The 21,576-nt window shown below is 71.1% G+C and carries 18 protein-coding genes and 1 tRNA gene; 12 read left to right on the top strand and 7 right to left on the bottom strand.

The annotated features are described in order from the left end of the window. Positions 1-15: 15 nt before the first annotated feature. Both ACNQOV_RS12230 and ACNQOV_RS12225 read right to left on the bottom strand, forming a co-directional pair. On the bottom strand, positions 16-792 hold the full coding sequence (locus tag ACNQOV_RS12230) for an SDR family oxidoreductase (protein ID WP_416394737.1): 777 nt from the start codon (positions 790-792) through the stop codon (positions 16-18). Between the two features lie 28 nt (positions 793-820). Beyond that, on the bottom strand, positions 821-2,104 hold the full coding sequence (locus ACNQOV_RS12225) for an MFS transporter (protein ID WP_416394735.1): 1,284 nt from the start codon (positions 2,102-2,104) through the stop codon (positions 821-823). Positions 2,105-2,412: 308 nt separating this feature from the next. Between ACNQOV_RS12225 and ACNQOV_RS12220 the strand changes: the two genes are divergently transcribed. The 4 genes from ACNQOV_RS12220 (at position 2,413) to ACNQOV_RS12205 (ending at position 7,921) form a co-directional block, all read left to right on the top strand. Next, positions 2,413-3,435 carry a LacI family DNA-binding transcriptional regulator gene (locus ACNQOV_RS12220; RefSeq protein ID WP_402265407.1) on the top strand — a complete coding sequence of 341 codons (1,023 nt, stop codon included), beginning with the start codon at positions 2,413-2,415 and terminating at the stop codon, positions 3,433-3,435. Between the two features lie 484 nt (positions 3,436-3,919). After that, positions 3,920-5,443, top strand: coding sequence for a multiple monosaccharide ABC transporter ATP-binding protein (mmsA, locus tag ACNQOV_RS12215; protein ID WP_402265725.1), 1,524 nt, complete (start codon positions 3,920-3,922; stop codon positions 5,441-5,443). Continuing rightward, positions 5,440-6,732, top strand: coding sequence for a multiple monosaccharide ABC transporter permease (gene mmsB / locus ACNQOV_RS12210; protein WP_402265409.1), 1,293 nt, complete (start codon positions 5,440-5,442; stop codon positions 6,730-6,732). Before mmsA ends, mmsB begins: the two co-directional genes overlap by 4 nt. An 85-nt stretch (positions 6,733-6,817) precedes the next feature. Further along, positions 6,818-7,921, top strand: a complete 1,104-nt coding sequence (locus ACNQOV_RS12205) for a sugar-binding protein (RefSeq protein WP_022907053.1) — start codon at positions 6,818-6,820, stop codon at positions 7,919-7,921. 221 nt (positions 7,922-8,142) lie between these two features. Here the strand turns inward: ACNQOV_RS12205 and ACNQOV_RS12200 are convergent, their stop codons facing one another. From ACNQOV_RS12200 to dcd, 3 genes are read right to left on the bottom strand one after another with little or no spacing between them, the layout of a single operon-like run. Continuing rightward, positions 8,143-8,520 carry a DUF86 domain-containing protein gene (locus ACNQOV_RS12200; RefSeq protein ID WP_402265412.1) on the bottom strand — a complete coding sequence of 126 codons (378 nt, stop codon included), beginning with the start codon at positions 8,518-8,520 and terminating at the stop codon, positions 8,143-8,145. Continuing rightward, complete coding sequence (locus ACNQOV_RS12195; RefSeq protein ID WP_416394733.1) at positions 8,517-9,032, bottom strand: helix-turn-helix domain-containing protein; 516 nt, start codon at positions 9,030-9,032, stop codon at positions 8,517-8,519. Before ACNQOV_RS12195 ends, ACNQOV_RS12200 begins: the two co-directional genes overlap by 4 nt. 46 nt (positions 9,033-9,078) lie before the next feature. Continuing rightward, positions 9,079-9,666: a dCTP deaminase gene (gene dcd / locus ACNQOV_RS12190; protein ID WP_402265418.1), complete on the bottom strand. Its 588-nt coding sequence runs from the start codon at positions 9,664-9,666 to the stop codon at positions 9,079-9,081. A gap of 88 nt (positions 9,667-9,754) precedes the next feature. On the opposite strand from dcd, the gene ACNQOV_RS12185 reads away from it, so the two are divergent. Beyond that, positions 9,755-10,846, top strand: coding sequence for a GNAT family N-acetyltransferase (locus tag ACNQOV_RS12185; RefSeq protein ID WP_416394730.1), 1,092 nt, complete (start codon positions 9,755-9,757; stop codon positions 10,844-10,846). Positions 10,847-10,928: 82 nt separating this feature from the next. Next, positions 10,929-12,974, top strand: a complete 2,046-nt coding sequence (locus ACNQOV_RS12180; RefSeq protein WP_416394728.1) for a cytochrome c oxidase assembly protein — start codon at positions 10,929-10,931, stop codon at positions 12,972-12,974. A 74-nt stretch (positions 12,975-13,048) separates the two neighbouring features. Here the strand turns inward: ACNQOV_RS12180 and ACNQOV_RS12175 are convergent, their stop codons facing one another. Then, positions 13,049-13,396 carry a hypothetical protein gene (locus tag ACNQOV_RS12175; protein ID WP_022907058.1) on the bottom strand — a complete coding sequence of 116 codons (348 nt, stop codon included), beginning with the start codon at positions 13,394-13,396 and terminating at the stop codon, positions 13,049-13,051. Continuing rightward, a complete protein-coding gene (locus ACNQOV_RS12170; RefSeq protein ID WP_416394726.1) occupies positions 13,386-14,453 on the bottom strand; it encodes a DUF6177 family protein in 1,068 nt (355 codons plus the stop codon). Before ACNQOV_RS12170 ends, ACNQOV_RS12175 begins: the two co-directional genes overlap by 11 nt. Positions 14,454-14,663: 210 nt before the next feature. Between ACNQOV_RS12170 and ACNQOV_RS12165 the strand changes: the two genes are divergently transcribed. The 6 genes from ACNQOV_RS12165 to ACNQOV_RS12140 all read left to right on the top strand — a co-directional run bounded on the left by ACNQOV_RS12165 (position 14,664) and on the right by ACNQOV_RS12140 (position 21,537). Further along, positions 14,664-14,734, top strand: a tRNA-Gly gene (locus ACNQOV_RS12165). Between the two features lie 491 nt (positions 14,735-15,225). Then, positions 15,226-16,164, top strand: a complete 939-nt coding sequence (gene bla, locus ACNQOV_RS12160) for a class A beta-lactamase (RefSeq protein ID WP_416394724.1) — start codon at positions 15,226-15,228, stop codon at positions 16,162-16,164. 69 nt (positions 16,165-16,233) lie between these two features. Beyond that, complete coding sequence (locus tag ACNQOV_RS12155) at positions 16,234-17,502, top strand: NAD(P)/FAD-dependent oxidoreductase (protein WP_416394722.1); 1,269 nt, start codon at positions 16,234-16,236, stop codon at positions 17,500-17,502. Continuing rightward, the gene (locus ACNQOV_RS12150; RefSeq protein WP_416394720.1) at positions 17,499-18,629 is read left to right on the top strand and encodes an FAD-dependent oxidoreductase; all 1,131 of its coding nucleotides are present in this window, start codon (positions 17,499-17,501) and stop codon (positions 18,627-18,629) included. The genes ACNQOV_RS12155 and ACNQOV_RS12150 overlap by 4 nt, the downstream gene beginning before the upstream one ends. Further along, positions 18,626-20,185 (top strand): ABC transporter substrate-binding protein, encoded by a 1,560-nt coding sequence (locus tag ACNQOV_RS12145; RefSeq protein ID WP_416394718.1) that lies wholly within the window; start codon positions 18,626-18,628, stop codon positions 20,183-20,185. Before ACNQOV_RS12150 ends, ACNQOV_RS12145 begins: the two co-directional genes overlap by 4 nt. Continuing rightward, positions 20,182-21,537: a M20/M25/M40 family metallo-hydrolase gene (locus tag ACNQOV_RS12140; RefSeq protein WP_416394716.1), complete on the top strand. Its 1,356-nt coding sequence runs from the start codon at positions 20,182-20,184 to the stop codon at positions 21,535-21,537. Before ACNQOV_RS12145 ends, ACNQOV_RS12140 begins: the two co-directional genes overlap by 4 nt. Positions 21,538-21,576: the final 39 nt, after the last annotated feature.

Below are 21,576 nucleotides of genomic sequence, written 5' to 3'. Positions count from 1 at the left end.
GTGCGGTGGGAGGGACTAGCGGACGAGGTACCCGCCGTCGACGGTGAGGGTGTGCCCGTTCACGTAGTCGGAGGCGCCCGAGGCGAGGAAGACGGTCGCGCCCATCAGGTCGGCGACGTCTCCCCAGCGGCCGGCGGGGATGTGGTCGAGGACGCGCTGGTTCGTCACCGGGTCGGTGCGGGTCTGCTCGGTGATCTTCGTGGCGAAGTACCCCGGCGCGATCGCGTTGACCTGCACGCCGTGCTGCGCCAGCTCGTCGCAGTAGGCCTTCGTGAAGCCGACGATCCCGTGCTTCGTCGCGGCGTACGCGGGCGACCACTGGCCGCCGAGGAACGCGAACAGCGACGCGATGTTGATGATCTTGCCGGAGCCCTGCGCCACGAGGTGCTTGCCGACCGCGTGCCCGAGGGCGAACGGCGCGGTGAGGTTCACGGCGACCATCGGGTCCCACTTCGCGCGGTCGAACGCCTCGACGTCGTCGAGCAGGCAGATGCCGGCCGAGTTGACGAGCACGTCGATGCCGCCGAGCGCCCGGGTGCACGCCTCGACGATCCGGGTCGGGGCGTCGGGGGCGGTGAGGTCGACCTCGAGGAACGCGTAGCGGCGCCCCTCGGCCTCGACGAGCGCCCGCGTGGTGCCGTCGTCGTCGACGACGCTCGGCACGAACACGTCGGCGCCGGCCTTGGCGAGTGCGAGCGAGAACGCCTGGCCGAGGCCGGAGTTCCCGCCGGTGACGATGGCCCGCTTGCCGGCGAGCGAGAACAGGTCCATCGAGAAGTCGCGGATGTCCATGGGGTGTGCAGTGTCCTTTCGAGGTGGGTCAGACGGCGACGGCGACGTCGGACGGCCGACGGTTCCGGAGTTCCCGCGCGCGGACGCGCATGGTGAGGGTGGTGAGGAGGACGCCGAGGACGGCTGCGCCGACGAGGACGGCGAACATCGTGGTGTAGCCGCCGCCCTGCTGCGGGACGCCGTTCGACGGGTCGCCGACCCACCAGGCGCCGAGGGCGGGGAGGAAGGCGTCCGGCAGGTAGGCGATGCCCGACGCGAGCCCGATCACGCCGCCGCGCTGGGCGAGCGGGACCTCGACCTCGCCGACCTGCGCCCAGTAGATCCCGCGCGAGGTGAAGACCGCGAGGCACATCACGGTCATGAGGGCCACGGCGACCCAGACGAGCGCCGGCTCGTGCGGCAGGACGAGGAACCCGACGGCACTCACCGCGGCGACGACGAACGCCCACCGGAGGAACGCGGGCGACGACCTCGTCCACCGGTCGACGAGCACGCCGCCGACCGGTCCGCCGACGATCTGGAAGACGTAGGTGCGCACGACGCCGATCGCGCCGAGGAGCACGACGGGCACCGCGAAGCCGTCCTGCAGCAGCGGGGTGAGGTACCCGAGCAGCGTGTAGAAGCAGTACATGAGCATGATCGAGACGCCGATCAGCCAGGTGTACTTGTTGCGGGCCGCCGCGCCGAGCTCTCGGAGGGTGACCGTCTGCCGCCCGACCTGGCCGAGGGCGTCGCGGTCGGTCCGGACGACGACGAGGACGAGCACCGCGAACGCCAGGCAGAGCACGCCGTAGATGCGCATCACCCAGAGGACGCCGCCGGTGTCCGCGATCGCCGCGGCGACGATGGCGGCGCCGATGAAGCCCACGACGGTGGACGTGATGCCGCGGACGCCCTCGAGCCAGCCGAACAGCTTGCCCTGCTCGTCGGCGTTCCCGAGCATCGAGACGAGCTTGACGAGCGACGACCAGTAGAGCCCCGTGCCGAGGACGGCCATGAGCACGTGCGCGACGACGATGCCGGTCTCGCCGGGGACCGTGGACAGCCAGAGGTCGACGGCGCCCATCCCCGCGAGCGCGATCACGATGAGCGCCCTGGGCGAGAAGCGGTCGGCGAACCAGCCGCCGCAGAAGTACATGAGCACGGCGACGGCGCCGAAGACCGACGTGATCTCGCCGTAGCGCTGGATGCTGAGGTGGAGCGCGTGCGCGGTGTCCGCGAGGAACACGAACCGGATGTACGCGACCTGGAAGATCGCACCGCCGGTCATCGACAGGACGATGAAGCTCGTCAGTCTGCGGGCTCTGGTCAAGACCACTCCTTCGTGGTGGGTGGGGGTTCGGTGGACGCAAAAAAGAGAACAGCGACACCCCAGCGCTGGTGCGCTGCGGGTGTCGCTGTTCTCTGAGGTCTGGAGCGACTGCCGTCCGCGGGCGGACGGCCGATCTGCAGTTGTGTGCTCCGGCTCGGGCGATATGCCGGATACGGGTTGACGGTAACCCATCGGATCCGGAAACGACAACTCAGGTCGCATGCATGCCGGAGGCGTGCATAATGATCTGGCTCGGAATGTGAACGTGCACATCGACGTGCTTCGGCCCCGGGCAGGAACGAGTAGCAATGGCGTCGACGCGGACACAACAACCGCGGTCGCCCAGCATCCGCGACGTGGCGCGGGTCGCCGGGGTGTCGCACCAGACCGTCTCACGGGTCCTCAACAACTCGGACGCCGTCGTCGCGGAGACCCGCGACAAGGTCCTCGCGGCGATGGAGCAGCTGCAGTACCGGCCGAACCGCGCCGCGCGGGCACTGGTGACGAGCCGCACGCACACGATCGGCGTGCTCACGGCGCAGCGGTCGCACTACGGTCCCGCGGCCACGATGCAGGCGATCGAGGACGCCGCGGTGAGGCGCGGGTACTCGGTCACGACGGCGAACATCGCCGCGGCGACCGACGAGGCGGTGCGGGACGGCCTCGGCCACCTGCTCGACCAGGACGTCGAGGGCATCATCGTCATCGCGCCGCAGCAGCGGGTGTTCGACCTCATCGAGGAACTCGGCATGCGGACGCCCTACGTCGCGCTCCGCACGAGCCACGCCGACGGTCCGTCGACGCTCTTCATCGACCAGATGGAGGGCGCCCGACTCGCCACCGCGCACCTGCTCGACCTCGGCCACGAGTACGTGCGGCACATCGCCGGACCACAGGACTGGATCGAGGCCGAGGCGCGGATGCAGGGCTTCCTGCGCGAGATGTCCGACCGCGACATGCCCGTCGTGCCGCCGATCCTCGGGGACTGGACCGCGGACTTCGGGTACCACGCCGGCCGCGAGCTACTGCGCTACCGCGACTGCACGGCGATCTTCTGCTCGAACGACGCGATGGCGCTCGGGGTCATGCACGCGGCCCGGTCGTACGGCCTCGACGTGCCGGGCGACCTGTCCGTGGTGGGCTACGACGACATCCCGGAGGCGAAGCACCTCTGGCCACCGCTGACGACCGTGCAGGTGGACTTCCCCGAGCTCGGTCGGCGCTGCGTCGAGCAGCTGCTCCCCGGGGACGACGCGGCGATGCTCCGCCCGATCGACCTCGTGCCGCAGCTGGTCGTCCGCGGCTCCACGAGCGCGCCGCGCAAGCGCTGACCCGCCGCCCCCGCGCAAGCGCCGACGCGCCGCCCCCGCGCAAGCGCCGACGCGCTGCCCAGCACCGTGCGTGTTCCCGCACCACGGGACGGACGCGCGGTGCCGAGTGGAGCCGAGCCGCGCCTCCCGGCCCCTGTGGACCCGCCCCGGTACCCCAACGCGGGGGACGCGCGGACCCGCGTTCCGCCAGATCACGCGGGCCGTTACGAAAACGCGACCAATCCGAATTGACAGGCGCGCCGATCCCGTGCGTAGTATTACCTCCGTTCCGCCGATGTGAACGGTCACATGGACCGTCACACAAGCAGGACACCGGACGCGACAACGAAGTCCACACAGACCTCCTGTGCCTTCGCTGCCGCAAGCAGGACCACCCGAAGGACTGCCGCATCGCAGCGGCAGAAGGAGATGCACCGTGGCGTCAACCCCGATCGACACCGGACTCGAGACCCGGTCGATCACCGCACCCGAGACGATCCTCGAGATGCGCTCGATCACCAAGGAGTTCCCTGGTGTCAAGGCGCTCTCCGACGTCTCGCTCAGCGTCCGTGCCGGCGAGATCCACGCGATCTGCGGCGAGAACGGCGCGGGCAAGTCGACCCTCATGAAGGTCCTCTCCGGCGTCTACCCGTACGGCACCTACGAGGGCGAGATCGTCTTCGAGGGCGAAGAGGTCCGCTTCAAGGACATCAAGCAGTCCGAGCAGGCCGGCATCGTGATCATCCACCAGGAGCTCGCGCTCATCCCGGAGCTCTCGATCACCGAGAACCTGTTCCTCGGCAACGAGCCGGGCAAGTTCGGCGTGATCGACTGGACCAGCGCCCAGCTCCGCGCCCAGGACCTGCTCGCCCGCGTCGGCCTCGCCGACGACCCGGACACGCAGATCAAGAACATCGGTGTCGGCAAGCAGCAGCTCGTCGAGATCGCCAAGGCCCTGCACAAGGACGTCAAGCTCCTCATCCTCGACGAGCCGACGGCGGCCCTGAACGAGAACGACTCCCAGCACCTGCTCGACCTCATCGTCGGGCTGAAGGCCAAGGGCATCTCGAGCATCATCATCAGCCACAAGCTGAACGAGATCGAGCAGATCGCCGACGAGATCACGATCATCCGCGACGGCAAGACCATCGAGACCCTGAACGTCAAGGGCGACGGCGTCAACGAGGACCGCATCATCCGCGGCATGGTCGGGCGCTCGCTCGAGAGCCGCTTCCCGGACCGCACCCCGAAGATCGGCGAGACCTTCTTCGAGGTCCGCGACTGGACCGTCCAGCACCCGCTCGACTCCTCGCGTCTGGTCTGCAAGGGCTCGAACTTCCACGTCAAGCGCGGCGAGATCGTCGGCTTCGCGGGCCTGATGGGTGCCGGCCGCACCGAGCTCGCGATGAGCATCTTCGGCCGCTCCTACGGCACGTGGCTCGGCGGCCAGATCATCAAGGACGGCGAGGAGATCAAGGTCGCCAACGTCCAGCAGGCGATCGAGCACGGCATCGGGTACGTCTCCGAGGACCGCAAGGCGCTCGGCCTCAACCTGCTCGACACCGTCAAGCGGTCGACCGTCGCGGCCGACCTCCCGAAGATCTCCAAGGCCGGCGTCGTGGACTCCCTCGAGGAGTACAACGTCGCCGAGAAGTACCGCAAGATGCTCCGCACCAAGGTGCCGACCGTCGAGGAGAACGTCGGGAAGCTCTCCGGCGGGAACCAGCAGAAGGTCGTCCTGTCGAAGTGGATGTTCACCGACCCGGACATCCTCATCCTCGACGAGCCGACCCGCGGCATCGACGTGGGCGCCAAGTTCGAGATCTACGGCATCATCCAGCAGCTCGCCGCAGAGGGGAAGGGCATCATCCTCATCTCCTCCGAGCTCCCCGAACTCCTCGGCCTCTCCGACCGGATCTACACGATCTTCGAGGGCCAGATCACGGCCGACATCCCCTCGGAACAGGCCGATCCAGAAACGCTCATGCGCAGCATGACCTCCGCGCGGAAGGGCGCTCTCGTCTCATGAAGAACCTGAAACTGCTGTTCGGCAAGGGCAACAGCATCGGCCAGTACGGCATGATCATCGCGTTGATCGCGATCGTGATCTTCTTCTCGATCACGACGAACGGCCTGATCCTCGAGCCGACGAACGTCATCAACCTGTTCCTGCAGTACTCCTACATCCTCATCCTCGCGCTCGGCATGGTGATGGTGATCATCGCGGGCCACATCGACCTCTCGGTCGGTTCGGTCGCGGCGTTCGTCGGCATCATCGTCGCGCAGTCGATCTCCGTGTGGCACTGGCCGGTCTGGGCCGCGATCATCCTCGGCCTCGCCGTGGGTGCGCTCGTCGGTGCCTGGCAGGGCTTCTGGGTGGCGTTCGTCCGGGTGCCGGCCTTCATCGTGACGCTCGCCGGTCAGCTCATCTTCCGCGGTGCGAACCAGATCATCGGACAGTCGACCTCGGTGCCGACCCCGGACTCGTACAACGTCATCGGTGCCGGCTACCTCGGCGACTTCGGCCCGGACTTCGGCTTCTCGAACGGCACGCTGCTCATCGGCCTCGCCACGATCATCGCGCTCATCGTCATCGAGGTGCGTGGCCGCGGCCGCCGCAAGAAGATGCAGGCCGAGGTCCCGCCGCTGTGGGTGTCGATCGTCCGCACGGGCATCCTCGTCGCCGTCACGCTCGTCGCGACCTACCTGTTCGCCGCCGGCCCCGTCGGCACGTCGATCCCGATCGTCGCGATCATCCTCGGCGTCCTCACGATCATCTACGGCTTCATCACGAAGAACACGATCTTCGGCCGCCAGGTCTACGCCGTCGGTGGCAACGCCAGCGCCGCGGTCCTCTCCGGCGTCAGTGCCCGCAAGGTCAACTTCTTCGTCATGGCGAACATGTCGGTCCTGGCCGCCGTCGCCGGCATGGTCTTCGTCGGCTACTCGAACGCCTCCGGCCCTGCTGACGGCACCGGCTGGGAGCTCGACGCGATCGCCGCCGTGTTCGTCGGTGGCGCCGCGGTCGCCGGTGGCATCGGCACCATCTCCGGGTCGATCATCGGTGGTCTCGTGATGGCGCTCCTGTCCAACGGTCTCCAGCTCATGGGCATCGAGTCGAACAAGGTGCAGATCATCCGTGGTCTCGTGCTCCTCGTCGCGGTCGCCTTCGACGTCTACTCGAAGTCCCAGGGTCGTCCGTCGCTGATCGGCGGCATGATGCGCCAGTTCCAGCGCAAGGACACCGAACAGAACACGGTCGAGGCCCAGCAGCCGCGGTCCATCGAGGACCAGCCGCAGAAGGTCAACACCCAGTAGAACGTGGCGCCGGGCGGGTCAGTCCGCCCGGCGCACGAATCCCCACCACCACAGCACCACCCCTCAACGAAGAGAAAGCAATCTCATGCGCAAGAAGCTCATCGCCGGCATCGGCCTGGCCCTCGTCGCGGGCCTCGCCCTCAGCGGCTGCTCCGCACGCGGGACCTCCGGTTCGGACTCCGCCAGCACGGAGATCAAGAAGGGTGACCTGATCGGTGTCGCCCTGCCGGCCAAGACCTCGCAGAACTGGGTGCTCGCGGGCGCCGCGTTCGAGAAGTCGATCGAGGACGCCGGCTTCAAGGCCGACATCCAGTACGCCAACGCCGGCAACCCCGTCCCGGACCAGCAGTCGCAGATCTCGGGCATGGTCACCAAGGGTGCGAAGGTCGTCATCATCGGCGCCGCCGACGGTTCGCAGCTCGGCTCGCAGGTCAAGGCCGCCAAGGCGAAGGGCGTCACCGTCATCGCCTGGGACCGCAACATCCTGAACACCAAGAACGTCGACTACTACGTGGCGTTCAACAACTACAAGGTCGGCCAGCTGCAGGCGCAGGCACTCCTCGACGGCCTCAAGGCCGAGAAGGGTGACGGCCCCTACAACATCGAGCTCTTCGCCGGTTCGGCGGACGACGCGAACGCGACCGTGTTCTTCAACGGTGCGATGAACGTGCTCGAGCCGAAGATCAAGGACGGCACCGTCAAGGTCACGTCCGGCCAGGAGACCTTCCAGAAGGTCCAGACCAAGGGCTGGCTCGCGCAGAACGCCCAGTCGCGCATGACCGACCTGCTCTCGCAGTACTACTCGGGTGACACCAAGCTCGACGGCGTCCTGTCGCCGAACGACACGCTCGCCCGCGCCATCCTCACCGCGACGAAGGCCGCCGGCAAGCCGAACCCCGTCGTCACCGGTCAGGACTCCGAGACCGCGTCGATCCCGCTCATCATGCAGGGTACGCAGTACTCGACGATCTACAAGAACACCACCGAAGAGGCGCAGGCCGCCATCGACCTCGTCTCGACGCTGTCGAAGGGTGACAAGCCCGACACCAAGATCGACAAGACGAACAACTACAACGGCGTCAAGACGGTCCCGGCGATCGAGCTGACCCCGGTCCTCGTCACCAAGGAGAACGCGGTCGAGGCCTACAAGGGCAACGACACCCTCGAGGCACTCGCCAAGAAGGGCTGATCTCCCCGATCACAGCACGACGACGGCCCCGTCTCGCTCCGGCGAGACGGGGCCGTCCCGCGTTCGCGGTGCGCCGTTCTCTCCTGCGGCGGTGACCGTTCCGGTTCACGGAACCCGGTGATCGCGAACCAGGACGGTCAGCGCCACGACCGGGAACGTCCGTCGGCCGCGCCTCGTGCGGACGGGAGGCACGGTTCCGGGCGACTCGCATCCCGCGTCCGTCAGCCGGTCCGGTCCACCGCCCCGGTCGCGCTCCGTCGGTCACCGCGCGCCGTGTGCGCGGCGCGCAGGCGCTGCACCGCCGCGCAGAGCGAGGGCACGTCCACCCGCGCCGTCCCGAACACGACGGCCGGCGTGGTGTCGAAGTACCGCCGGGTGAGCCGCTCGCCGAGGAGCGAGACACGCGACCACGGGATGCCGGGTTCGGTCGACGTCACCGCGCTCGGGAGCATCCGCACCGCCTCGCCGATCTCGACCAGCCGCATCCGGACCGCGTCGTACACGAGGTCCTCCGGTAGCGCATCGTCGTCGACGTACCGCCCGATGACCCCACACGCGTGGATGACGTCCTCGAGCCGGTCCTCGAGGTCGCGGCTCACAGCGGCACCGCGTCGCGGACGGCGTCGCCGCCCATGCCGGCCGCGTCCACGACGTCGACCCGGACGCCGAGGAGCTGCTCGGCCTCGTCCTGGATCCGCATGAGCGCGAAGATGCCGAGCCCCGCCTCGAGGTCCACCATGAGGTCGACGTCGCTCGCCGGACCGTCGTCGCCACGGGCGACACTGCCGAACAGCCGGGGGTTCCGGCCGCCGAGTCGCGTGACGATCGCGACGAGGTCACGCCGCGCTGCCATCACCCGCTCGCGGAGCGGGGGCGACTCCTCGACGGGGTGCAGGTCGATCTCGGTGGTGAACCCGGCGGCGAGCAGGAGGCGTTGCAGCGCGGCGAGGGACGGCTCGCGACGCCCGTTCTCGTAGGTGCTGATGACGCTCTGCGTGACGCCGGCGCGCTCCGCGAGCTGCACCTGGGTGAGTTCGGCGCGGAGACGGGCGTCCCGGATGAGCCCGGCGGCCGACACTGGCAGCACGGGTCGTGGGGTGGCTACGGACATGTCGCCACGATACACAGAATGCGAAATGTCGTCCGGTCGACCGGCGTCAGGGGCGGCGGGAGACGTCCGTCCGCAGGAAGTTCTGCGCCGAGCGGGACGGTGTCGGCCCCCGCTGGCCCTGGTAGCGCGACTGGTACTCGGCCGAACCGTAGGGCTTCTCGGCCGGGCTCGAGAGCTGGAAGAAGCAGAGCTGGCCGATCTTCATGCCCGGCCAGAGCTTGATGGGCAGGGTCGCCACGTTCGAGAGCTCGAGCGTGACGTGGCCGGAGAAGCCCGGGTCGATGAAGCCCGCCGTCGAGTGGGTCAGGAGCCCGAGGCGACCGAGCGAGCTCTTGCCCTCGAGCCGCGCCGCGATGTCGTCGGGGAGTGTCACGACCTCGTACGTCGAGCCGAGGACGAACTCCCCCGGGTGCAGCACGAACGCCTCGTCCGGGTCGGTCTCCACGAGCCGGGTGAGGTCGGGCTGGTCCGTCGCCGGGTCGATGTGCGGGTACTTGTGGTTGTCGAACAGCCGGAAGAACTTGTCGAGCCGGACGTCGATGCTCGACGGCTGGACGAGCGAGGCGTCGTACGGGTCGAGGCCGATCCGGCCCTCGGCGAGCTGGGCGGTGATGTCGCGGTCGGAGAGCAGCACGCGACGAGCCTAGCGGCAGCCGCACGGGCGCCGGTAAGCTGCGAGGCTGCCCAGCGTCGGGCGGCGTCACACGGCCGGGAGGAACGACATGACCGCGTACACCGTGCACGAGATCGACGTGCCCGTGACGATGGGCGACGACCCCGCGACGGTGCAGTCCTTCCGCGACTGGGTCCGCGTGCAGAACGCCGCCGAGGTCGCCGTCACCGGGTTGCCCGAGATCCTCTGGACCCCCGAGGAGCAGCTGCCGTACCTGCTCGACAGCGCGGCACCGAGCCGGCTCTTCGTGGTCCGGGACGCCGGCGGGGAGGTCGTGGCCGCCGGCTCCTACGACACGAAGCAGGCGGCGGGCACCCCGAACTGCTGGCTCGCGGTCGCCGTCGCACCCGAGCACCAGCGCCGCGGCATCGGCACGCTGCTGGCCGACCACCTCGAACGACTCGCCCGCGCCGACGGCCGCACGCAGTGGAAGACGTACGCGGTGTCGCGCCAGGTCGGCCCGGCCTCCGGCCCCGGGTACCTCGTGCCGCCCACCGGCCACGGCGCCGTGCCGGAGGACGAGGCCGGCACGCGGTTCCTCACCGGACGCGGCTGGCGGTTCGGGCAGGTCAACCGGATCAGCCGCCTCGCGCTGCCCGCCGACCACTCCGTCGTGCGCGAGCTCCACGACCGGGCGGTGACCGCCGCCGGACCGGCGTACCGGGTGCACGCCTGGACCGGGCCGACGCCGGAGCAGTGGCTCGACGGCATCGCGCTCCTCGAGACGCGGATGAGCACCGACGCCCCCGAGGGTGACATGGAGGAGCCGGAGGACGTCTGGACCCGGGAGCGTCTGACGGAGCACGAGGCGAACCTGGAACGCTCACCCCGCACGATGGTCACGGTCGCGGTCGAGCACCTGCCGACGACCACCCTGGCCGGTTTCACGCAGCTCGCGGTGCCCGACGCCGCCCACCAGCCGGTCATGCAGGGCGACACGCTCGTGCTGCGGGAGCACCGCGGGCACCGGCTCGGCTGGCTCCTCAAGGTTGCCGGCATCGAGCGCATCGAACAGGACTTCCCCGGGCACCCGTCGATCATCACGTTCAACGCCGAGGAGAACCGCCCGATGCTCGACGTCAACGAGGCCGTCGGGTTCGTCGGTGTCGGGAGCGAGGGCATCTGGGAGCGGCGCGTCTGACGGCGTGGCCTGAGGCGGGCCGCAGCCGGTGCGCGCGACGCACGCCGCGCCTCCAGGCCCCGACGCCTACCATTGGACGGTCATGACCGTCACGTCACCCGAAACCCAGCCAGGAGGCGCGGCGCCGGAATCGGCGCCCGTCACCGCGCGCACGTCCACCGTCGCGACGGTCCTCGTCGTCGCCGTCCCGTTGGCGGTGGCGTGCTCGATCCTCGGGATGACGCTCACCGGCGCCTTCACCGCGAACCAGCAGCTGGTGTCCGCCGGCGACCTCGTCGAGTACGGGCTGCCCGTCGCCCGCGTGGTGCACGACACCATGGCGGCGCTGACGATCGGGCTGCTCGTCGTCGCCGCCTTCGCGCTGCCGGCACAGAAGAAGGACCACCGGGCGATGTCGAGCGTGCAGCACCGCGCCGCGCGCTGGGCGGCCGTGACCGGGGCGGTCTGGTTCCTCGCCGCCGTCGTCGGGATCGTGCTGACGGGCGCGAACACCCTCGGCGTGCCGCTGACGAACCCCGTGTTCGCCCGCAACTTCCTGCTCTTCGCGTTCCAGGTCGAGATCGGGCAGGCGCTCGTGGTCTCCGCCGTGGCGATCCTCGTCGCCACCGTCGTCGCGGCCTTCGCCACCCGCGTGACGACGCTCGCGGTCGCGACGGTCGCCGGGTTGTTCGCGCTGCTGCCGCTCGCGCTCTCCGGGCACGCCGCCGGGTCGCTCGAGCACGCCAACGCGGTGAACTCGCTCGCGGTCCACCTCGTCGCCGTCTGTGTCTGGGCCGGTGGCCTCGTCGCCGTCGTGGCCCTGCGGACGCGCACCAAGGGCGCCACGGGCCGCGTGGTGTCGCGGTACTCGACGCTCGCCGGGTGGGCGTTCGCCGCGGTCGCCTTCTCGGGCATCGTGAACGCGTCCCTCCGCCTGACCGGACCGCTCGACCTGTTCACGACGACGTACGGGTGGCTCATCACCGTCAAGGCCGCCATCCTCGTGCTGCTCGGGCTCGCCGGGGTCGTCCAGCGTCGTCGGCTCGTGCCCGGGCTCCTCCGCGCGCCGCTCGACCGCCGACTGTTCGTGCGGTTCGCCCTCGCCGAGATCGTCTTCATGGCGATCGCGATCGGTGTCTCGGTCGCCGTCTCACGCTCGCAGCCGCCGATCCCGCAGACCCCGGAGACCGGCGACGACACCCGCTCCGGGCTCATCGGCTTCCCGTACCCGCCGGCGCAGACCGTGCAGACCTACCTGACCGAGTGGCACATCGACTGGGTGTGGCTCGCGCTCGCGGTCGTCGGGGCGGGCTGGTACCTGCTCGCCGTCCGGAAGCTCCACCGGCGCGGCGACTCGTGGCCGGTCGGGCGCACCGTCGCCTGGCTCCTCGGGTGCGCGTTGTTCATCTGGACGACCTCGGCCGGGCCGGCGGTCTACGGCATGATCCACTTCTCGTCGCACATGATCCAGCACATGCTGCTGATGATGTTCGTGCCGCTGCCGCTGGTGCTCGGCGGCCCGGTGCTGCTCGCGCTCCGCACCCTGCCGGTCCGCAACGACGGGTCCCGCGGCGCCCGTGAGTGGCTCATGCTGTTCACGCACTCGCGGTACATGCAGTTCCTCGCGAAGCCGGCCGTCGCCGGGGTGATCTTCGCAGGGTCCCTCGTCGTGTTCTACTTCACGCCCGCCTACGAGTACGCCATGCAGTCGCACGAGTGGCACGTCGCGATGGTCGTGCACTTCGTGTTCAGCGGCTACCTGTTCTTCTGGGTGTTCATCGGCGTCGACCCGGGCCCGAAGCGTCCGCAGTACCCGATCCTCATCATCGCCCTGCTCGCGACCCTGGCCTTCCACGCGTTCTTCGGTGTCGCGGTGATGACCTCGGAGTCCGTGTTCGCGATCGACTGGTTCCACGCGCTCGGTCAGACGAACGACGCCGCGCTCCTCGCCGACCAGCACACCGGCGGCGGGATCGCGTGGGGAGCGTCCGAGCTGCCGATGGTGTTCGTGGCGCTCCTCGTGGTGCGGAACTGGGTGCGGTCGGACTCACGCGACGCGAAGCGCCTCGACCGCAAGGCCGAGCGTGACGGGGACGCCGACCTCAAGGCCTACAACGAGCAGCTCGCCGCGATGCACGACCGCGACTGACGCGCCGGGCGGCGGCGTGGGGCGGCGGCTCGGGGGGGGGGGGGGGCTGCTCGGGGCGGCTGCCGCGCCGCCGCTCAGTCGCCGTGGACGATGCAGACCGCGTCGAGGTCCATCGCGGCCTCGAGCGCGGCGGAGATCCCGGACTCGCCGTCCGCGCCGGCCGGCGTCACGGTGTCCACCCACCACAGCGGCGTCGACAGCGTCGGGGCGTCCGGCAGGATCCGTTCGACCTCGTCGAGGGCGTCCACCCGCCGGACCCCGAGCACGGTGATCACAGGGTGCGTGGCGTCACGACAGACCTGCATGACCGGGCCGTCGTCGAGGGCGCGGACACCCCAGCCCTCGTCGTGCAGCAGCAGGGCCTCGGCGACGTCGCGCGTCTCGACCGGTCCGCGGCAGAGGAGCGTGACGTCACGGGGCACGGCGACCGCCGAACACGTGCGAGCCGTCCCCGACGTGGCCGTCCAGCGTGCCCTCGTCATGGGCGGGGTCGAGCGGAGCGCCGCCGACGAGGTGCAGGAAGCGGTCCTCGTCGATCCGGTCGAGGAACGCCTCGAGCGCCTGCCAGCCGTCGTCGAGGCGGACGACCAGGCCGCCGCCGCCGAACGTCGAGGTGGTGGTGCGCGGCGGGGGCCACACGCCGTCCCGGTCGAGGAACTCGGTGGCCTCGGGACCGACGACGACCGCGAGCGGCTCCGGCTCGCCGTGCGACACGGCCCGGACGAGGTGGTCGGCGTCGCCACGGCGCTGCATGACGACGCCGAAGACGGGTTCGACGTCCTCGGCCACGCGGTGCACGGCGTCCAGCAGCTTCGGGGCGAGGGACCGGTCGGTGCCGTCCTCGGGCACCGTGAGCACGGCGGACATCGTCTCGACCACCACGCCGTCGAGCAGGTGCGCGGTCATCGTCGCCGAGAACCCCTCGCCCACGGCGTACGACGTCGACACGGCCGGCGCCTCGTGCTTGGCGTACTGCGTGACGACCCAGCGGTCCCACGGCACGGTGAGCGGTTCGGCGGTGCCCCAGCGGGTGGGGCAGGTGCCGACGGTCTCGCACAGCGCCTCGATCGCGGAGCCGATGTCGACGGCGCGCTCGGAGTGGTGCCGGAGCGTGAGGTCGATGCTGATCTGGCGCACCGAGTCGCGGGCCACCGGGTGCTCGGGCGACGGTGTCCCGACGAGCTCCGGGCCGCGGTGCACGAAGTCCTCGATGCGCGAGGCGGTGACGCCCGTCCGACCGTCCCGGAGGGTGCCGTCCGGGTCGGTCACTGCCCAGGCCGCGCCGTACGCACCGAGGGCGTGCCGGAGCGCCGGGGTGAGGGCCGATCCGGGGCCGGTGCGGAGCAGGACGAAGCGTCCGGAGTCCGCTGCCCGACGGAGCAGAGAGGCGAGCGCCTCGGTCAGCCACACCACCGGCGAAGCCGAGTCGACCACGATCGCGGGGCCGACCACGTCGTCGATGAGGGGATGCCTGACCATCCGGGTCCTCCTCGGGTTCGCGGGTCGTGCGGATCCACCTGGACGGTACACACGAGGGCGACACCTGTCCGTCGGACGGACCGGCTCACAGCGGAGACACGGGTGCGGTCGGGAGGTGCGGTGCGAGCGGGCAACGCCACGCTCGGCGGGCACTCGGCTGGCGTCCAGCGCAGAATCCGCTAGGCTTGCCACGTCCCGCTGAGCGGGCGCGCGAGTGTAGTTCAATGGTAGAACTCCAGCTTCCCAAGCTGGTAGCGCGGGTTCGATTCCCGTCACTCGCTCCGACACGAAGGGCCGCCCGACCGGGCGGCCCTTCGTCGTTCCACCAGTGGCACCGTCGAGGGATCGCGACTCGCCGACACCCTCCTGTCTTGCGCATCTGGCATTTCACCGGCATCATTCTTATCGTCCGACCACGAGGGTCGGGTCTGGCAACGCCGCCAGGACGAGAGGACACCGCCACGCCGTCTCGAAGCTCACGCTCGCGTTCGCGGTCCCGGCCCTGACGGCCCTGGCCACGTCGATCGGCCTCGGGATCTGGGGCGACCTCTCGCCAGCGGGATCCACGCTGCAGCACGTCCTGTTCACCTTCGCCACCACCGTCGGGCTGGCTGCCGTCGCGATCGGCGTGGTCGGGGCGAGTGTCGTGCGAGCCAGGATCCGACGCTCGCGACGGGGCGGCTAGGCACCGCCGCCTCGGGCGCTCCGGCGATCCACCGACGGAAGCCGAGGCGTGCGGGCAGCGTCCAGGGCCGCGCGCGAGAGTGCTGTCATGCGTGCCACTGCCCCGTTCGTCGTCGGCGTCGTCGCGGCCCTCGCCCTCACCGGATGCAGCGCCGGTGCCGCCCCTCGTCCGACCGGCACCGCCAGCACTGCGACGGCTACACCGACACCGACACCGAGCATCGGGGCCGCCGACCGCACCGCCGTCGACCGGACGCTCGCCGGCCTCGAGCGGGAGTACGACGCCACCGTCGGCGTCGTCGCCACGGACACCACGACCGGCGAGACCGTCGCGTACGGCGGCGACCGGCGTTTCGGGTACGCGTCGACGCTCAAGGTGTTCGCGGCGGCGGCGTTCCTCCGCCAGGTGCACGGCGCCGACCGGGACGAGCGCGTGCGGTGGACCGCGGCGGACGCCACCGCCGCCGGGCACACCCCCGTGACGAGCGCGCACGTCGCCGACGGCCTGACGCTCGCCCAGCTCGCCGAGGCCGCCGTCCGACAGAGCGACAACCTCGCCCTGAACCTCGTCCTCGACCGCATCGGCGGACCCGCTGGGCTCGGCCGGGCCCTGACGGAGCTCGGGGACCGGACGACCGAGGTGGTGCACGACGAACCCTCGCTCAACACGATCGAGCCCGGCAGCACCGCGGACACCACGACCCCGGCGGCGTTCGCGGCGGACCTCGCGACGGTGCTCGACGGACGGACGCTCGGCCGCTCCGACACCGCACTCCTCGAACGGTGGATGAGCGGCAACGCCACGGGCGACACCCTGGTCCGCGCCGGCGCACCGGCCGGGTGGACGGTCGCGGACAAGTCCGGGGGCGCCGGCGGCATCCGGAACGACGTCGCACGCGTCACGCGACCGGACGGCGGCCCGATCGTCATCGCCGTGCTCACGGCGCGCAACGAGCCCGACGCCGCGTACGACGACGCCCTGGTCGCGCGGTCCGCCCGCGCGGTGCTCGCCGCGTTCGCGGGCTGACGGTCACGCGGCGTCACACGGCGTCATCCACGACACCTGTCGGCAACACACGACAACTACGATCTGGTCATGTCCTCCCCCGACTCCCCCACGGTCGTCGTCGGCGCCGGCATCATCGGCCTGAGCACCGCGTGGCACCTGGCCGACCTCGGCCAGCGCGTCGTCCTCGTCGACAGCGGCCCCGCCGCCGGCGGGACGACCACCGCTGGTGCCGGGTTCGTCGGACAGTGGGCGGCCGGGTACGCCTGGTACTGGAACGAGTCCGAACGCGACGTCGAGCAGTACGGCATCGACTTCTACCGGCGGCTGGCCGAGTCCGGGAACGGGCCGACCGGGTACCGCCGGAACGGCAACGTCTGGCTGACGGTCACCGACCAGGGCCGCGCGGACCACATCCCGCCGTTCGAGGACCACCCCCTGCGACCGGCTGGTGCCAGGACGCTCACCCCGGACGAGGCGGCGGACCTCGTCCCCGGCCTCGACCCGTCCGCGGTGACGGCCGGGTTCCTCCACCCGGACGGCATCCAGATCAGTGCGCCGGACACGGCCGCGGCCCTGGTCCGGGCACTGCACGCGCGCGGGGTCGCGTTCCGCGAGCACACCACGGTCACGGGCCTGGAGGCGCGGGACGGCTCCGTCACGGGCGTCCGGACCGCGAGTGGCGAGGTCATCGACGCCGCGCGGGTCGTCCTCGCGGCCGGCAGCTGGACGAACGCACTGCTCGCGCCCCTCGGTCGCGAGCTCCCGACGGTGCGGGTGGTCGCGAGCCGCCTCGTCACGAAGCCGTTCGGCCTCCCGCAGACGCTGCCGACCCTGATGCTCCCCGAACTCGAGGGGCTGTGGATCCGCGAGCACCGCGGCGGCCTGACGTACGGCGCCGGCAGCGGGTACGAGGCGCTCTTCGTGCGCGGTGCCGGCCGCGACACCGAACCCGAGCGCCGACCGGACCGCCCCGACCTCGTCGAGGCCATGCGCACCGCCCTGCACCCGATCGTCGCGGCGCTGCTGCCGGGCGCCGCGGCTGCACTCGCCGACGACGAGACCGTCACACAGGGGGTCGTGTCGATGACGGCGGACCGGAACTTCATCGTCGGCCCAGTCCCGGAGCTCGCCGGCCTCGTGGTCGCCGGCGGGGACAACGAGTCCGGCGTCACCCACGGCCCCGGGCTCGGTCGGATCGCCGCCGAGCTGAGCGTCACCGGGTCGACCACCCTCGGCGACGCGAGCCGCTACGACCCCGCCCGGTTCCCGGCAAGCGCACCGAGCGAGGCCGACGTCGTCTCGCTCATGCCGGCCCGCCGTGAGGCCGACGCCCGACGAGCCGGAGCGACGGCATGAGCGACCAGACGACGACGCACGTCGTGATCGGCGGCGGGGTGGTGGGTGCCGCCACCGCGTACGCCCTGGCCACCCGCGGCGAGCGCGTCCTGCTCGTGGAACAGCACCAGCGCGGCCACCACCGCGGTTCCTCGCACGGTGCGACCCGGATCTTCCGGCAGGGCTACGCCGATGCCGAGTACGTCGCGCTGACGACCCGGGCGCTCGCACTCTGGGAGGCGCTCGAGACCGCGGCCCACGAAGAGCTGATCGTCCGGACGGGCGCCGTCGACCACGGCCGCCCCGAGGTCGTCGACGCCATCGCCGCGGCGCTCGCGGACGCCGGGATCGCCCACGAGGCCCTCAGCCCGGACGCCGCTGCCGAGCGCTGGCCGGGCATCGCGTTCGAGGGGCACGTCCTGACGCACGCGACCGCGGGGCGGATCCGGTCCGACCGCGCGATCGAGGTGTTCCTCACGCTGGCCGAGCGCACGGGACTCGTCGACCTCCGGTTCGACACCCGGGTCACCGGCCTCGACGATCACGGGGACGACGTGACCGTACGGCTGTCCGACGGGTCCGCCCACCGCACGTCGTCGGTGATCGCCGCCGTGGGGTCGTGGGCGCCCACGCTGGTCGGCGACCTACTCGCGGAACGCGGGGCGCGCCTCCCGGCCCTCCGTGTCACGCAGGAGCAGCCCGCCCACTTCCCCAGCCACCTGCCGGACGAGGCGTGGCCGAGCTTCGTGCACTGGGCCGACGGGGACGACGTCTACGGCCTGCTCACCCCGGGCGAGGGCGTCAAGGTCGGCTTCCACGGCACCGGCCCCGTGGTCGACCCGGACCACCGCGACTTCACCCCGGTGCCCGCCGAGGCCGAGCGGCTGCAGGCGTACGTCGCCCGGTACGTGCCCGGGGTCGACGCGACGAAGCCGACCTTCATCAGCTGCCTCTACGACAACTCCCCCGACGAGGACTTCGTCATCGACCGTCGCGGTCCGGTGACCGTCGCGACCGGGTTCTCCGGCCACGGCTTCAAGTTCGCTCCGCTGCTCGGCGTCATGATCGCCGACCTCGCGACCGACGGGCCACCACCCCCGGCCCGGTTCTCCCTCTCGAAGCACCACCCCACCCCCACAGGACGATGACCACCCGACTCCTCAGCGCCATCGCGCTCACCGCCGCCACCGCCGCCGTGCTCACCGGCTGCGCCTCCACCGGCTCGTCCGGCACCGACGCCGTCGACGGACTCGTCGTCGGCACCACCGACGTCGTGACGTCCCTCGACCCGGCCGGCGCCTGGGACCGCGGGAGCTACACCGTGCAGACGCAGCTGTACCAGCACCTGCTCACCTACCCTGCCGGGAAGACCACGACCAGCCCCGAGGTCGCGAAGTCCTGCGACTTCACCGACGGCACGCACTACGTGTGCGAGATCCGGGACGGGCTGCGGTTCTCGAACGGCGACGACCTGACCGCGAAGGACGTGGTGTTCTCGTTCGAGCGGCAGGTGTCCCTCGGGTCGAAGAACGGCCCGGGGTCGCTGCTGGCCAACATGGCGTCGGTGTCGGCGTCCGGCAGCACCGTGACGTTCACCCTGAAGCAGGCCGACGACCAGACGTTCCCGTACGTGCTCGCGAGCATGGCGGGGGCGATCGTGGACTCGAAGGTGTTCTCGGCGACGACGGTGCACGCGAACGACGGGGTGGTGGGATCCGGGCCCTACGCGCTGCAGGACGCCGCGGACGGTGGGGCGACGATCGCCCTCACCGCGAACGACCACTACGACGGCGACGCTCCGGCCACGAAGAGCGTGACGATCAAGCAGTACACGAAGTCCGCCGACCTCAAGCTCGCCGTGCAGAAGGGCGACGCCGACGTCGCGTACCGCCAGCTCACGCCGACGGAGGTCACCTCGCTGTCGTCGGACGACTCCCTGCAGACCGTGCACGGCGACTCCGGCGAGATCCGGTTCCTGGCGTTCAACCTCGACACGATGCCCGGGAAGGACAGCGCCCAGAAGCAGGCGATCCGGCAGGCCGTCGCGGCGTCGATCGACCGTCAGGCCATCGCGAAGGACGTCTACCAGGACACCTACGCGCCGGCGTACTCGATCGTCCCGAGCGGGTTCACCGGTGCGACCGAGGCGTTCCGGTCCCTGTCGGGCGAGGACGCGAAGGCCATCCTGCAGCAGGCCGGGGTGACCACGCCCGTGACGCTGCCCATCGAGTACACGACGGACCACTACGGCTCGGGTTCCGACGACGAGTACGCGCTCATCGCGCAGCAGCTCGAGGACACGGGCCTGTTCCGGGTCGACCTGCAGTCGGCGAGCTGGGACACCTACGTCGGGAACGTCGGCAAGGGCGAGTACCCCGTCTTCCAGCTCGGGTTCTTCCAGGACTACCCGGACGCCTCGTCGTACCTCACCCCGGCCTACGGCGCCGCGGACGTCAACCTGCTCGCGAACCACTTCGACGACGCCACGGTGCACGACCTCGTCGCCGCGCAGGCCGTCGAGCCGGACACGGCGAAGCGGACGCAGCAGATCGAGCAGATCCAGCGGGACACCGCCGAGTCGGTCCCGCTCATCCCGCTGCTCGCCGGGCACGAGAACGTCATCGGGCAGAAGTCGTTGACCGGGCTGTCGGAGTCCGTCGACGCGTCCGGCGAGTTCCGCATCTGGGAGATCGGCCGCTCGTGAGCCCGTCAGCCCTCCGCGACGCCGTCCGCGGCCGCCTGCCCGAGGGGCTCGAGGACCTGGCCGCGCTCGTGGCGATCCCGTCCGTCCACGACCCGGCCGTGCAGTCGCTCGACGACTGCCACCGGGTCGCGGAGGCGGTGCGGGTCGCGTTTGCGGACCTCGGTCTGGAGGCGCGGCTCGCCACCACCGCGGACGGCTCGCGGGCGGTCATCGCGACCCACCCCGCACCCGCCGGTGCACCGACGGTACTGCTCTACGCGCACCACGACGTGCAGCCGGCCGGGGACCTGTCCGCCTGGACGAGCGATCCGTGGACGCTCACCGAACGGGACGGTCGCCTGTACGGCCGGGGCGCGGCGGACTGCAAGGGCGGGATCGTCACGCACCTCGTGGCCCTGCGGGCGCTGCTCGACGTGCACGGGACGTTCCCGGTCGGGCTCGTCGTCCTCGTCGAGGGCTCGGAGGAGCAGGGCACCGACGGCCTCGAGCAGTACGTGACCGACCACGCCGCCGACTTCCGGCACGTGGACACCGCCGTCGTGATGGACGCCGGGAACGCCGCGGTCGGCGCTCCCGCGCTCGTGACGACGCTCCGCGGCACCGCGTTCGTCGAGCTCCGCGTCCGGGCACTGCGGGGGAACGTGCACTCCGGGATGTTCGGAGGCGCGGCACCCGACGCGATCGCAGTACTCGTCGCCCTGCTCGCGTCGCTCCGGGACGACACCGGGGACACCACCGTCGACGGGCTCGACGCGTCCGAGACCTGGGCCGGCCTGCCCTACGACGCCGACCGGTTCGCCGCCGACGCCGGACTGCTCGACGGCGCGGTGCCGGTCGGTTCGGCGGACCCGGCGTCCCAGGTGTGGGCACGCCCCGCCCTCACGGTCGTCGGGATCGACGCCCCGGCGGTCGCGGGGTCCTCGCCGTCCGTGCAGGCGAGGGCTGGTGCCGCGCTGAACCTCCGCGTGCCGCCGGGGGTCGACCCCGCGACGGCCGGGGAACTCCTGGTGGCGCACCTGCTCCGACGGGCGCCCGCCGGCGTCGAGGTCACGGCGCGGGTCACCGGGGTCGGTGCCGGGTTCCGTGCGCTCGGCGGACCGTCCTCGTCGGCGTTCCGCGCCGCGCTCGCGGAGTCCTACCACCCGGCTCCGGTCGGCTCGCTCGGCGGCGGCGGCTCGATCCCGCTCTGCGCGACCCTCGAGCGGGCGATCCCGGGCGTCGAGGTGATCCTCGCCGGGGTGTCCGAGCCGACGGCGAACGTGCACGCCCCGGACGAGAGCGTCGACCCGTCCGAGATCGAGCACATGGCCCTCGCCGAGGCGATCTTCCTGGCCGCACTCCCCACCCGCTGACCCTGACGTCGGGCGGTGCCGCTCCGGGCGCCCGTTTCC

The sequence above is a fragment of the Curtobacterium sp. LFS084 genome (genome assembly GCF_047977705.1).
In the GTDB taxonomy this organism is placed as follows: domain Bacteria; phylum Actinomycetota; class Actinomycetes; order Actinomycetales; family Microbacteriaceae; genus Curtobacterium.
The sequence above is the reverse complement of the archived record's forward strand: the minus strand, read 5'-3'. Positions and strand labels throughout refer to the sequence as shown.